Source organism: Candidatus Poriferisodalis sp. (assembly GCF_965198245.1).
Classification (GTDB): domain Bacteria; phylum Actinomycetota; class Acidimicrobiia; order Acidimicrobiales; family Poriferisodalaceae; genus Poriferisodalis.
This window is the reverse complement of record NZ_OZ240249.1, coordinates 2,185,559-2,198,849: the sequence shown is the minus strand read 5'-3', so window position 1 is coordinate 2,198,849 and position 13,291 is coordinate 2,185,559. Positions and strand designations below refer to the sequence as shown.

Annotated in this window: 11 protein-coding genes; 1 reads left to right on the top strand and 10 read right to left on the bottom strand. The window is 66.3% G+C overall.

Going from position 1 to position 13,291, the window contains the following annotated elements:
* Positions 1-9 precede the first annotated feature (9 nt).
* From ACOCMM_RS10165 to ACOCMM_RS10150, 4 genes are all read right to left on the bottom strand, one after another.
* Positions 10-786 (bottom strand): enoyl-CoA hydratase/isomerase family protein, encoded by a 777-nt coding sequence (locus ACOCMM_RS10165; protein WP_419553039.1) that lies wholly within the window; start codon positions 784-786, stop codon positions 10-12.
* A 38-nt stretch (positions 787-824) separates the two neighbouring features.
* Positions 825-1,991, bottom strand: a complete 1,167-nt coding sequence (locus ACOCMM_RS10160) for a diaminopropionate ammonia-lyase (protein ID WP_419553038.1) — start codon at positions 1,989-1,991, stop codon at positions 825-827.
* Between the two features lie 11 nt (positions 1,992-2,002).
* Positions 2,003-3,052, bottom strand: coding sequence for an amidohydrolase family protein (locus ACOCMM_RS10155; protein WP_419553037.1), 1,050 nt, complete (start codon positions 3,050-3,052; stop codon positions 2,003-2,005).
* Between the two features lie 87 nt (positions 3,053-3,139).
* Positions 3,140-4,075, bottom strand: a complete 936-nt coding sequence (locus tag ACOCMM_RS10150; protein WP_419553036.1) for an LLM class flavin-dependent oxidoreductase — start codon at positions 4,073-4,075, stop codon at positions 3,140-3,142.
* Between the two features lie 273 nt (positions 4,076-4,348).
* Between ACOCMM_RS10150 and ACOCMM_RS10145 the strand changes: the two genes are divergently transcribed.
* Positions 4,349-6,487 (top strand): cadherin-like beta sandwich domain-containing protein, encoded by a 2,139-nt coding sequence (locus tag ACOCMM_RS10145; protein WP_419553035.1) that lies wholly within the window; start codon positions 4,349-4,351, stop codon positions 6,485-6,487.
* 104 nt (positions 6,488-6,591) lie between these two features.
* Here the strand turns inward: ACOCMM_RS10145 and ACOCMM_RS10140 are convergent, their stop codons facing one another.
* The 6 genes from ACOCMM_RS10140 to ACOCMM_RS10115 all read right to left on the bottom strand — a co-directional run bounded on the left by ACOCMM_RS10140 (position 6,592) and on the right by ACOCMM_RS10115 (position 12,961).
* Complete coding sequence (locus ACOCMM_RS10140; RefSeq protein ID WP_419553034.1) at positions 6,592-9,213, bottom strand: molybdopterin cofactor-binding domain-containing protein; 2,622 nt, start codon at positions 9,211-9,213, stop codon at positions 6,592-6,594.
* A gap of 163 nt (positions 9,214-9,376) precedes the next feature.
* Entirely contained in the window at positions 9,377-9,841 is a 465-nt protein-coding gene (locus tag ACOCMM_RS10135) for a PIN domain-containing protein (protein ID WP_419553033.1), read from the bottom strand.
* Entirely contained in the window at positions 9,813-10,109 is a 297-nt protein-coding gene (locus tag ACOCMM_RS10130; protein WP_419553032.1) for an AbrB/MazE/SpoVT family DNA-binding domain-containing protein, read from the bottom strand. The genes ACOCMM_RS10135 and ACOCMM_RS10130 overlap by 29 nt, the downstream gene beginning before the upstream one ends.
* Before the next feature lie 103 nt (positions 10,110-10,212).
* Complete coding sequence (locus ACOCMM_RS10125) at positions 10,213-11,139, bottom strand: N-carbamoyl-D-amino-acid hydrolase (protein ID WP_419553031.1); 927 nt, start codon at positions 11,137-11,139, stop codon at positions 10,213-10,215.
* Complete coding sequence (locus ACOCMM_RS10120) at positions 11,136-12,440, bottom strand: Zn-dependent hydrolase (protein ID WP_419553030.1); 1,305 nt, start codon at positions 12,438-12,440, stop codon at positions 11,136-11,138. Before ACOCMM_RS10120 ends, ACOCMM_RS10125 begins: the two co-directional genes overlap by 4 nt.
* Positions 12,441-12,556: 116 nt before the next feature.
* On the bottom strand, positions 12,557-12,961 hold the full coding sequence (locus ACOCMM_RS10115) for a hypothetical protein (RefSeq protein WP_419553029.1): 405 nt from the start codon (positions 12,959-12,961) through the stop codon (positions 12,557-12,559).
* Positions 12,962-13,291 lie beyond the last annotated feature (330 nt).

Genomic DNA, 13,291 nt, shown 5'->3' with positions numbered 1-13,291 from the left:
TGCTAGTGACTACTCGAATTTCGCAGGGCGCTTCTCCACGAACGCCCGCTGGGCCTCTCGAGCGTCACTGCCGTGGAAGGTCTCGCCTTCCAGGCTGAGCGACAGCGGCAGGATCTGGGCCGACATCTGCCGGATCCAGTTGTTGATCGGCACCTTGGAGGCGCTGATGGCTTTCTGGGGCCCTGCGGCGAGCTGTGCTGCCTTCTCGAGTGCTGTGTCCCCAATTGCGTCGTCGTCCACCAGGAAGTTGACGAGCCCCATGTCGTAGAGCATCTGACCGGTGACACGTTCGCCGGTCATGAGATGCCATTTGGCCCGGTTCACACCCATCAGCAGCGGCCAGATGACCTGTCCCCCATCGCCGGCGCCGATGCCCATGTTGACGTGGGTGTCCGCGAACACCGAGCTGTGCCCCGCCACCACCACGTCGCACAGGAGCGCGATATTGGCGCCGAGGCCCATGGCATAGCCCTGCACCGCCGAGATGATCGGCTTGCGCAGCTCGAGGAGATGGTCGACGATCTGGCGCCCCTCCTCGAAGCTGACGGCCGGTCCGCCAGCGTCACTGAAATCGCCGCCGGCGCAGAAGGCACGGCCTGAGCCGGCGAGCACGACGACCTTCACGTCGTCGTCGGTCTGCGCTTCTCGAGTGAATGTCGCCATTTCGTGGTGCATCTGGCCGTTGACCGCATTGAGTCGCTCAGGACGATTCAGCGTGACGACAGCGACGCCGTTGTCCCGCTTGTCGATGAGCATGGCCTGGTAGTTCTCTTGATCGAGCGGCATGGCGAGTCTCCCCCTGTTTGCCAACGCTTGGTGGGCGCTCAACGTACTGCGGTCAGGACCCGGCCGACCTCGGTGTGGGGCCGGCCGACGATGCGTTCGTAGTTGGCCGGGTCGGTGGCGCCTTCGGTGACCATGACGAGCACTGTTGCGTTCTGCGGGTCGTCGAGTGCGCTGCAACCCTCAGGATCCCCGAGCAACGCTCGCAGGCCCGCCAGAGAGGCACTGCCGGTCTCACCTGCCACTACCTGTGATCCGGCCAGGTCGGCCATGGCCCGGCCGGCAGCGTCGCTGTTCACCGAGACGCACCAGTCGACGCCGCTGGCCAGCATCGGCCATGCCAGCGGCGAGGGGACACCGCAGTTCAACCCCACCATGATCGAGCGGTGCGGACCCGGCGTCTCGGTGATCTCCCCTGCCATCGTCGAAGCCTGCACGCAATTCGCATCGTCGGGCTCCACCGATACCAGCACCGGGCGGTGCTCGCCGCTGCGGTAGTGGGTGACTGCAGCGGCCATGAAGGCACCGACTCCCACGGGGACTGCGACGAGATCGGGTTGGGCGATCCCGTTGGCGGTAAGCGCATCGTCCACCTCGGAGAAGATCGTCGTATAGCCCTCGGCGACGTTGGCGGGGATGGTCTCGTAGCCCGGCCACGAGGTGTCCGACACGACTAGGCAGCGCTCACCGGCCATCTCGGCGCTCTGGGTGATCGCATCGTCGTAGGTGCCGTCCACCACGGTCACCGTCGCGCTCTCGTCCCCGATGGCGGCGATACGGGCCTCCGCAGTGCCGTCGGGCACCAGGATGTGCGCGTCGAAGCCCAGAAGCCGTGCCATGAAGGCAACCGCCCGTCCGTGGTTGCCGTCGGTGGCGGCCGCCAGGGTCATCGGCCGAAGGTGAGCCAGGCTGGCTGCCAGCGCGTTGATGTTCGCCCACGGCGGAGGTTCGCCGCCCAAGTGCTCGCAGATGGCGCGGTACGACGCCCACGACGCGCCCAGGATCTTGAACGACGGCAGACCCATGCGCTGGGTTTCGGCCTTCACAAGGACCCGCCCGACGCCGAGGCTTTCGGCCAGACACGGCGCATCGATCACCAGCGTGGGTGCGTAGGCGGGCAGCCGGCGGTGGAACGTACGCACCTCAGGCGGCGCGGCGGGCCAGTCCCGCCCGTCGAACAGCGTGTTGCGGGTCACCTGTGCAGCCATCGTCGGTCTCCTCAGTCGAGTTCGTCGAGCGCGGCGAAGAGCCGCTGGGCTTGCTCAGCGGCTCGGGCACGCACCTCAGCGGGGTCGACGCGTGTGGCAATGCCGTTCGAGAGCACCTGCTCGCCGTCGATCGTGACGTCGAGGGCCCCGACGCCAGGCGTGTAGGCGAGATGCCAGGGGTCGGCGCTCGGATACGACCAGCGCACTGAGTCCTCAAGCGCCTCGGGCATCAGGTTCCACCCGTTCGCGAGCCATTCCCACGGTGTGTCTGGCCCGGCGGTCACGTCGTGTTCCCGCAGGCGCACATAGGCGACTCGGAACTCGTCGAGCATGTCGGCGCCGATGCCGTCAGTGCCCAGCGCTATGGGGTTCGTTGCAGCGAACCGGGCCGGATTGGCGTAGCCGACGGCGTTGTTCATGTTCGAGCGAGGGTTGTGCACGATGGTGCCTTCGAGGCCGTGATCGGTCGGCAGATGAACTCCGTGGATGAGCAGCCAACGCTCGTCGCTCAGGTCCGCCAGCCGCTGAGCAGCGTCGGCATCGGGCGGCCCTTCTGCGACATGGATGTGCACGCCGACATCGTGCTGTTGGGCCAGATCTGCGGCTGCTTCCAGGGTGTCGTCGGTGCAGGTGAACGCCGCGTGGACGCCCACGTACCCCCGACCGCCTGCTGCGAGGTAGCGGTCGTTCTCTGCGAGGCCGCGCCGAGCCCCGTCCGCACCGTGGCGGTCGGTGACGCCGTAGCAGCAACTGATCCGAACGCCTACCTCGGCGCAGGCCGCTGCGATCACGTCGAGCGAGCCTTCGATGGCGTTGGGCGACTCGTGATGATCGACAATCGCCGTACAGCCTGATTCGAGTGCTTCCAGCGCACCGAGCTTCGCCGACCATTCCAGCATCTCGAGGTCGAGTGCTCGGTCGAGACGCCACCACACCAGCTCCAGGATCTCGGCAAAGCCGCCTGGGGTGCGCGGCGGGGCAGGCATGCCTCTCGCCAGTGCCGAGTACAGGTGGTGGTGCGCACACACGAGTCCCGGCGTCGTCGCACCCCCCTCACTCACGGCTGCGAGCGTAATCCCGGCCTCCGAGCCCGCTGAGCCGCCCTGATGTCCCGAATTGGTCAGGCCGGGGTGATGAGGTCAGGTTGATCAGGTGCGCAGTTGGGGGAGCAGCTCCACGAGACGGTCGAGCTGGGTGTCGACGTCGGGCGATGCCAAGCGGATGCTGATGTGCTCGCAACCGGCGTCGATGTAACTCTGCAGCCATGCCATGATCTCGGGCTGCGTACCCGACCGGGTGCCCAAGAGCCGGCGCACCACCTCGAACTCGACGCCGTAGTACAGCCTCGAGTGTTGGTCTACCTCGGCTGCTGCGGTGTCGGGATCGCCGATGTTGACGGTCAGGTAGGCCGCTGCAGTGATGGACGCCGGATCTCGTCCAGCGTCGGCCGCGTGGGAGCGCATCGTCACGAGCTGTTCGGCGAACGCGTCGACCGCAGGGGCGGTCGGGAACCAGCCGTCGAAGTGCCGACCGGCACGCTCGAGCCCGCGTGGCCCCGAGCCGCCCAACCACATGCGGGGACCGCCCTCGGTTGCGCACACTGGCTGGAGCCGCAGTTCTGCTGGTGTGTCTTCCGCCCGCCAGAGTTCACGAGCCTCGTGGACGACCTGCATCATCCGGCTGCCCCGCCGGTCGAAGTCGGCACCGACGAGATCGAAGTCCGCGTTGACCTGGGGTCCGGGCGGACCTGCGCCGACGCCCAGGATCAGCCGGCCGCCCGACAGCGCATCGACCGTTGCGGCCTGCTGAGCGAACTGGGCGGCGTTGCGCATCGATGCGAGCAGCACCGCGGTGCCGAGGTCGATGCGCTCGGTGGCCGCTGCAACAGCAGCCAGCACCGAAAGCGGTTCGGCCCGAGGCTTGGCCAGCAGCGAATCTCCGATCCACGCAGCGCCGAAACCGAGTTCCTCGGCCCGCACCGCCAGGTCGACGAGTCGGAGGGGATCCCCGTCATGGGGCGCATACATCGCGAACTCACGCGAGGGCAGCAGCAGGCCGAACGTGACTGAACCAGGTGACGTCATGGCGTGAACTCTGCCACTTCGATCACGCGGGCCGCAGAGTGGCGCCGCATAATTGCATCTAACACATTGTTCCATGAGCTATGCTTCATGTATCAGCCAATCAACTATCAGTTCGGGTCGACGGTGTGATGCCGTGCGGCAGTGAGCTGAATCCCTCTTGGAGTAAGGCCCATGACCTTCGAATGCGTTGCGGTGCCGCGTAGCAGCGCCGCAAACCCCCGCGGAACGAGTGCCCTCAGGCACAGACGGGCTCTGCCGGCGGCGCTAGCTGCGGTGGCGCTCGCGGCGGCGCTGTTGTCACCTGCTGCGGGGGCGTCTGCCAACGCGCTGCGAGACATTGACGTCGGCGGGACAGATCCGACCGGAATCTGGTCGGACGGCACCACGATGTGGGTGGTCGACGATGGCGAGGACAAGATCTTCGCCTATGACCTGGCCACAGGTGATCGCAAGTCCGATTCGGACATCGACACGCTCGACGACGCCGGCAACAACCGGCCTGGCGGGCTTTGGTCCGACGGCACCACCATGTGGGTCTCTGACGGGTGGAACGAGATGATCTCGATCTTTGCCTACGACCTGGCTACGGGCACCCGGCAGGGAACTGACGACTTCTACGCCTGGACCCTCGGAGACGCTGACAATCTCAGCCCCAAGGGTCTGTGGTCCGACGGCGCCACCTTGTGGGTGTCCGACTTGTGGGACGGGAAGATCTACGCCTACGACCTGGCCACCCAGTCGCGCCAGCCGAGCAAAGACCTCAACACCCTCAAGAATGCGGGCAACAGCCGCCCCGCAGGGCTGTGGTCTGACGGCACCACCATGTGGGTGTCCGACGAAGATGACGACAAGGTCTACGCCTACGAGCTGAGCACCGGCAACCGGCTCGCCCATCTGGATTTCGACACGCTCAGCGGTGTCGGCAACAACGCGCCCGACGGTCTTTGGTCTGACGGCACCACCATGTGGGTGGCCGATCAAGGGGACGACAAGATCTACGCCTACACCATGCCCGGCCGCACCCACCTGCAGTCGCTGGAGCTCGACGGCTCCGACCCTCAGACCTTTGACCCGGCGTCGGAGGCCTTCGACCCGTCGGACACTGACTATGCGGTGCGCGTCACCAGTGACACTGCCACGATCACTGTGACCGCGAGCGCGCAGTACTCAGACGCTGAGGTCTCCATCTCGCCTGCCGACGAAGACACGAGCACTGACGGTGCTCAAATCAGTCTGGTCGCCGGCGAGAACACCATCACCGTCACAGTGACCCGCGGTTCGCACACCCAGACCTACACCGTGGTCGTCACTAGATCCAACCTGGCCGTCATCCGCAATGACGCCACGTTGAGCGCTCTCGCCCTCAGCGACCTGGACATCGGCACGTTCGATTCCGCCACGGCCCGCTACACCGCAGACGCGGCCAGCTCCGTGGCAACCACCACCGTTGCGACGCAGCGCAGCGATACGGGTGCGACGGTGACGATCTCCCCCGATGATGCCGACACCGACGCGCAGGGACACCAAGTCGCCTTGAACGAAGGCCTCAACACCATCACGGTTGCCGTGGTGTCGAACGACTCCACGGTCACCAAGACCTACACCGTCGTTGTCGCTCGGGCTTCCACCGAAGCGTTCGGATGGGCCGTGCTGTCAGACATAGACGGACTCGCTGAGGGCAACCGCATGCCTCGAGCCACGTGGTCCGACGGCACCACCATGTGGGTGACCGACCTCAGCGGAGCCCTGTTCGCCTACGACCTGGCCACCGGTGCCCACGACTCGTCCAAGGACATCACCACGCTGGCGGATGCGGGCAATCACAATGCCAATGGCCTGTGGTCCGACGGCACCACTATATGGGTATCGGACGATCGCGACCAGAAGTTGTACGCCTACAGCCTGACGGCCGGTGCCCGTGACACCAGCAAAGAGTTCTATACCGGCGAAGACGACCGTACGCTGCTGGGCTCGGCACGACTCGAAGGCTGGAATTGGGTTCCTAAGGGTCTGTGGTCCGACGGCACCACGATCTGGGTGTCCGATCCAAAGAACAACATCAAGATCTTCGCCTACGACCTGGACACCGGCGAACGGGACTCAAGCAAAGAGCTGACGACGCTCTGCTCAGCTTTCAGCGACGATCCCCGTGCATCTGGCAACTGCCACCCTGCGGGGCTGTGGTCTGACGGTGAGACCATGTGGGTGGTGGACACGGCGGACAAGAAGCTGTACGCCTACGACCTCGACACCGGCGATCGACAAGCTGACCTCGACTTCAATGGTCTGAACGAGGCCGGCAACAACAGTCCGAAGGGAATCTGGTCCGACGGTGAGACCATGTGGGTGCTCGACAACCACCAGGGCCGGATCTACAGCTACAACATGCCCGCCGAAGGCGAAGAGCAGTAGGCGGCAACAACTGCACTTGTGAACCCATGAGTGTGGCTGTGGGCAGCATCTCGCTGGCCACAGCCACACTCCTACGACTGCGTGAAGCTCGTAGGGGAAACGGTTCAGACCCAGGCGTCGGCTCGCTCGCGGTTTGACGGGTTGCGCATTGGCAGTTCGTTGTGCCAGACGCCTTCGTACTCGCGGATAGCCGCTGCGACGGCACCCGCCGTGGGCACGAGCCCGATCTCGCCGACGCCCTTGATGCCGTAGGGAGCGCCGGGCTGGGGCGACTCGACCAGGATGACGTCGACATCGGGCATGTCCTTGGGCCGGATGATCGCGAGGCTGCGCAATGTGGCGTTGAGCGGTCGTCCGTCGGCGTCAGCGGGGAAGCCCTCGCTCAGCGCGTAGCCGAGCCCCATGTGCACGCTGCCCTCGATCTGGCCCTCGCACATCACGGGGTTCACGGCTCGGCCGACATCGTGCGCGGCGATGACCCGCTCCACGATGCCGCTGTCCGGGTCGAGGATGACAACCTGAGCGGCGTACCCGAAGGTCGAGTGGATGACCGGGTTCTCCAGGCCTTCCGACAGCGAGTTAGTCCAGTCCACCCGGTACTCGCCCTCGTAGTCCACTTCGGGCCGGCAGCCGTCGGCCAGCGCGGCGCGGCAGGCATCGGCCACGGATCCTGCGCCCATGAGCGTGCCGCGGCTGCCCGTGGTCTGGCCGGCGCCGAGCTCACGGGTGGAGTCCACGATGACCCTCACCGCTTCGGGGTCGACGCCGAGCTCTTCCACCGCGACCTGCAGTGCGACGGTGTGCACGCCCTGGCCCATTTCAGTCCAACAGTGTCGGACTTCGAGGGTGCCGTCAGCACAGAAACGCACCACAGCCTTGGCGATCTCCTTGAAACCGTTGCCGAGGCCAGAGTTCTTCAGCCCCAGCCCGATCCCGACGGGCTTGCCGGCTGCACGGGCCGCCTCGTAGGGCTCGCGCACGGCGTCCAAGCAGGCCTGAGCGCCCAGACAGCCGTCGTCCATGATCTGGCCCGGTCCCCACACTCCCCCGGGCACGACCACGTTGCGCTGACGCATCTCGAAGCCGCTGATGCCCAGGGCTTCGGCCAGCCGGTCCATCACGCCTTCCATGGCGAACTGCGCCTGGTTGGCGCCGAATCCCCGGAATGCGCCGCACACGGGGTTGTTGGTGCGCACCGCGACCGACTCGACGTCCACAGCCGGCACCAGGTAGGGCCCGGTGGCGTGCCCTGCCGACCGTTCCAGCACCTTCATGCCGACCGAGGCGTACGGGCCCGAATCTCCGAACATGCGCGCCCGCACTGCGGTGAGCTTGCCGTCGGTATCGCAGCCGACCTCATAGGTCATGCGGATGGGGTGTCGCTTCGGATGCATGAGCAGCGATTCCTCACGCGACAAGGTGATCCGCACCGGGCGGCCAGTCAGCCACGCCGCCAGCGCGGCGTGCGCCTGGTTCGACATGTCCTCCTTGCCGCCGAACGCCCCGCCATTGGAGACCAGCTCTGTGGTGACCACCGACGGGTCGAGCGCCAGTACCGCGGCGATGTCGTTGCGGTCGTCCCAGATGCCCTGCCCGCCGGTGTACACGTGCAGTCCGGCGGGGACCCCGTTGGCAGGGGTGGGCACGGCAAGGGTCGACTCGGGCTCGAGATAGGCGTGCTCGATGCGCTGGGTCTGGAACGTCTCGGTCACCGTGTGTGCCGATGCAGCCAGCGCAGCGTCAACGTCGCCGCGGGCGTAAGTCGAGCGCGACAGCACGTTGCCGTCGAGCTCCCAGACGGCATCGATGTCGCTGTCTTTGACTCGCACCGGGTCGGTCATCGGCTCGAGGACGTCGTAGGCCACATCGATCAGCTCTGCGGCGCGCCGGGCAGCGGGCCGGTTGTCGGCCACCACAGTGGCGAGCACGTCGCCGAGGTAGGACGTGCGCCCGCCCACCGGGATCATCACCGGCCAGTCCTTGTGGATGAGGCCCACCCGCAGCACGCCGGGGATGTCGGCGGCGGTGAACACGGCCTGCACCCCGGGCACTGCTTCGGCTGCGCTGGTGTCGATCGACAAGACATCGGCGCGGGCGTGGTCGGCGAAGCGCAGCGCCCCGTGCAGCATGCCGTACGGGGCCGTCACACCGCTGATCGACGAGTCGATCACGATGTCGTCGATGTACGGGCGGCTGCCCAGCGTCAGCTCGCGAGCCTCGTAGCGCACGCCCGAGCTGCCCACGCCCTTGGGCGGCAGGGCCACCGGCACCTCCCCTGCCGCCAGCGATTCCACCGCGTCGAGGATTTTGGTGTAGCCGGTGCAGCGGCACAGGTGGCCGCCCAGGTGACGGCTGGCTTCTTCGCGAGTCAGCGCGGAGCCCTTGCGGTCGAGAAGGGCCTTCAGCCGCACCACGATGCCTGGCGTGCAGAACCCGCACTGCAGGGCACCGTGCGCTGCGAACGTGTCCGCCATGGCGTCCACCTCGTCATCGTCGAAGCCCTCGACGGTGGTGATCTCGGTGCCTGCTGAGCGCTCGAGACTGGTTTGGCAGGCCACCCGTGCCCTGCCGTCGACCAGCACCGTGCAGCAGCCGCATTGGCCCGACGGGGCGCACCCGTCCTTGGGCGAGATGATTCCCAGCTCATCTCGCAGTGCCGCAAGCAGATGCTCATGGTCGCTTGCGACCGTGACCGGCGAGCCGTTCAACACGAACTCGGTCGTCATCGGCAACCTTTCTCCGGGACCTAGGGATTATCTGTCCCTTCCCCGCTGGCTATTGTCGCACCGCCGCGCGGTGATTCGCACCACCACGATCCGCCGAGGGGCGCGCACCGATCCCGCGGACGCAGTGCGCCCGACAGCCTGACGTCCGCCTGAGGTCCGCCGATCACGACGAGTCGCCGGCGGTCTGGTCCGCCACCGCAAACGGGTTCGTGACTCTCACCGTGCCGTACAGCCGGCCGTGTTCGAAGTCCTCCGACAACAGACCGGTAATGCCGTTGACTTCGGCGTACGCCCAAAGGTGCGCATCGAACCACGACATGCCGTAGGCGGCGGCGCCCCGCAGTGCCGTGCGCACAACAGCCGCGTCGGCGTAGATGATCGGGAACTGAGTCATCAGCTCCTCTGCCTCGCGGGCGGCCTCGGCGACATCGAGCAGCCTGCGCTCAGGCCCGCCTCGGGTGGTGGCGGCAACGAACTCGATGACGGACTGGTGGGCGATGTACGCGTTGCGGGCTTCGATGCCAGCGCGCATGTGCTCGGTCGAAATCTGCTGCTTGTCCGGGAACCGGGAGTCAACCCGGTACACGAGGATGTTGGTGTCAATCAACAAGACGGTCGCCGCGTTCATACAGCTCGTCGCGGGTCCAGCCACGCGAGGTCGCATCGACCGACGCCGAGGCGACCTCCCGCCGCCGCTGCCGCTTGGTTGCCGCATCGAAGAGGCGCAAACGAGTCTCCATGTCCGCCAGCTCGACTCGTGCAGGCACAGACCCGGGCACCACCCGGATGACCTCGCCGGCTTCTTCGAAGCGGATCTCGTCACCGGGCCGGATGCCGTATCGATCCGCCAACGCCTTTGGCACGGTCACCTGGAGCTTGCTCGTCACCTTCGCCATGTCCTTACTCTAGCAAGGACTATTTCCTTGATTCAGCAACTTCCCGTGTCGCACCGAGTCGGCAGCCCAGCGAGACAGCCGGACACGGACAGGCGGGCGCTGGCTACGAGGGCGGGACCACGCCCTTGCGTTCGCTGATGAGCTGGTATGTCTCGGGTCGGCGGTAGCGGTCGAAGTTGAACACCGTGTCCTTGTACTGCGAGCACCAGTCCAGGTCGCACCTGGCAGTGATGAGTTCGTCGCCGTCGGTGACGGCTTGGGCCACGATCTGGCCCGACGGTGCGATAACTGCCGAGTGCGCCAGCGACTCGACGCCTTCCTCGGTGCCGCCCTTGGCGACCCCGACCACCCAGGTCCCGTTTTGGTAGGCGCCCGCCTGCATCACGAGGTGGTTGTGGAAGGCCTGCAGCGGGTCCTGGATCGGGTCGGGCGCGTAGTGCAGCGGCGTGTTGTAGCCGATGAAGATCATCTCGACGCCCTGGAGGCCCATCACGCGGTAGGTCTCCGGCCAGCGCCGGTCGTTGCACAGGGCGATGCCCATGACGCCGCCGAATGCCCGCCACACGCTGAAACCCTCGGAGGATTCCTCGAAGTACCGGCGCTCAAGATGCTGGAAGGGGCGTTGGGGTTCGTGCTCTTCATGTCCCGGGATGTGCACCTTGCGGTACTTGGCGACGACTGTGCCGTCGCGATCAACCAGGATCGCCGTGTTGTAGCGATGCCCGTCGGGCGTCAGCTCGGCGTACCCCAGGTGGAAGCCGATGCCCAGCCGCTTGGCCTCGTCGAACAGCGGCTGGGTGTCCGCCGATGGCATCTCGGTCTCGAAGTACGACGCCAGCTCGGGCGAGTCGTCTGGAAAGAACCAGCGGGGGAAGAAGGTGGTGAGTGCCAACTCGGGGAACACCACGACATCGCAGCCCCGCTCGGCGCCCTGGCGCAGCAGCGCGATCAAGCGCTTCACCACGCTGGTACGGGTCTCGTAGCGGGCGATCGGCCCGAGCTGCGCGGCGCCGACGGTGAGCGGCCTCATCGAGTCATCCCGTTGTCCGCGGCATCTGCTCGGCCGGAGAGCACGTCGTCGATGTCGCCGCTCGCGAGGCGCCACACCACATCGGCCAACAGGTTCGCGCCTGCCTCGATGTCCTCCGGTGCGGTGTACTCCGCCGGGTTGTGGCTGACGCCGTCGAAGCTGGGCACGAAGATCATCGCGGTCGGGCAGACACGGGCCAGCATCTGCGCGTCGTGCCCTGCGCCCGAGGGCATCCGACGATGGCTCAGGCCCGACTCGGCAGCGCAACGTTCGACGAGGTCGATGACGCCCGGATGGAAGACCACTGGCTCGAAGCGGGCCGTGCGCCGCATGGCGGACTCAAGATGCTCGCCATCGGCGATGCGGGCCACGATCTCGTCAAGACGTGCCTCGGCGTGCTGCAGCATGCCTTCGGAACTGTTGCGGAGATCCACCGTCATCGTGGCCGAGCCCGCAATGACGTTCACCAGGTTCGGCACGAGCGAGATCGACCCCACGGTGCCGACCTGCGAGTCGCCGATGTTGTGCGCCATCTCGCGGACCTCGCCGGCAATGCGACACGCAGCCAGCCCCGCATCACGGCGCAGCGGCATCGGCGTGGTGCCGGCGTGGTTGGACTGCCCGCGCAGCGTGACTTCTGTCCATGAAATGCCCTGCACGCCTTCGACCACGCCGATCTGGATCCGGTGGAACTCGAGCACCGGACCCTGCTCGATGTGCAGCTCCATGTAGGCATACGGCACGGTGCCCGGCACCGGCGCCGAACCGCGATAGCCGATGCGGTCCAGCTCGTCGCCGACGACGATGCCGTCCCGGTCGGTGACTTCCAGGGCCTCTTCGAGGGCCATGCCGCCCACATAGGCAAGGCTGCCCAGCATGTCGGGAGCGAACCGGCTGCCTTCCTCGTCGGTGAAGTACGCCACCGACAGGGGGCGGGCCGGCTTACGACCGCTTGCCAGCACCGACTCGATGACTTCCAGGCCCGCCAGCACGCCGAGGTTGCCGTCGTACCGACCGCCGGTGGCGACTGTGTCGATGTGACTGCCGATCATCACTGAGTCGGCGACGCGTCCCGGCTCGGTGCAGGCCACGACGTTGCCGAGGCCGTCGATCGTGACTTCCAGCCCGAGGTCGGCCATCCACGTGCCGACCAGGTCGCGACCGGCGCGGTCCTCGTCGGTGAGCGCCAGCCGGCAGTTGCCCTGCGTCCCCTCGATGGCACCGATCTGAGCCAGCTCATCGAGGCGCCGCATCAATCGGTCGCCGTCGATCCGCGGCGCTCCCCCTGCAGATCCGCTCATGGGTTCATTCTCTCATTAGCGCAACGCAATCCCGCCCGCGCGAGCCAGTCGCGTGCCCCTGTGCACCCGAGAGCGCGAAGACGACCTGCGGTCGGCAAGCGCCTCCGTCGTCCCGCTCAGATGCCTGAGGGTATCCAACCGAAATGCGTGGCCAAGATCTGCGCCGATAGGGCGATTCCCACCGAACCTACGAACCAAGTGGACCTCTTGCGGTCCGCCTCGCGCTGCGCAGCCATTTCCGCCCGATCCGCCTCACGCTGCGTAGCCATCTCCACGCGGTCCGCTTCGCGCATCAGGAGCAATCGGTCGAAGCGCGACTCAAGCTTGCCCATGTCGGATCTGACCTTGCCGATATCGGACCTCAGCACGGCCACTTCGGACTTGATCTTGCCGACATCGGACTTGGTAGCCACATCGGTCAGCGGTGCGGGCAGCAGGCACGACATCACATATTCCGCGAGGTGCTCGCCGGTCTGCTCACGCAGCCAATCGTAAAGGCTGGAACGATCCTGTTCAGACACGGCGGACTCCCTGCACCGGGGACACAGCGCAGACCGTACGGCCGCACCTTCCGCTGGCAAACTGAATTTCAATGTCTTTCGCGACAGGACCGTGATCGGCTGGCGTCAACAACTGCGACTCAACTCAAGCTCGACGCTGAAAGGTGATCTCACACGAACGTGGCGGCGACCTCGTCGTCGAGATCCGAACCCGTTGGCGCCTACTGGCGCAAGTGTCCAAACACAGCCAGCAGCGCGGCATCGGATCGTCTGCTCATTGTTGTCATGTCTACATGTGGACTATGCATAGTCTGTTGTCTTGGTGCGCCGCGTTGACGCTCGCTCGAAGTC

Coding starts and splice junctions, on each gene's coding strand:
- ACOCMM_RS10165 (WP_419553039.1), bottom strand. CDS start 786: ATGCCGCTCGATCAAGAGAACTACCAGGCCATGCTCATCGACAAGCGG.
- ACOCMM_RS10160 (WP_419553038.1), bottom strand. CDS start 1,991: ATGGCTGCACAGGTGACCCGCAACACGCTGTTCGACGGGCGGGACTGG.
- ACOCMM_RS10150 (WP_419553036.1), bottom strand. CDS start 4,075: ATGACGTCACCTGGTTCAGTCACGTTCGGCCTGCTGCTGCCCTCGCGT.
- ACOCMM_RS10140 (WP_419553034.1), bottom strand. CDS start 9,213: ATGACGACCGAGTTCGTGTTGAACGGCTCGCCGGTCACGGTCGCAAGC.
- ACOCMM_RS10135 (WP_419553033.1), bottom strand. CDS start 9,841: ATGAACGCGGCGACCGTCTTGTTGATTGACACCAACATCCTCGTGTAC.
- ACOCMM_RS10130 (WP_419553032.1), bottom strand. CDS start 10,109: ATGGCGAAGGTGACGAGCAAGCTCCAGGTGACCGTGCCAAAGGCGTTG.
- ACOCMM_RS10125 (WP_419553031.1), bottom strand. CDS start 11,139: ATGAGGCCGCTCACCGTCGGCGCCGCGCAGCTCGGGCCGATCGCCCGC.
- ACOCMM_RS10120 (WP_419553030.1), bottom strand. CDS start 12,440: ATGAGCGGATCTGCAGGGGGAGCGCCGCGGATCGACGGCGACCGATTG.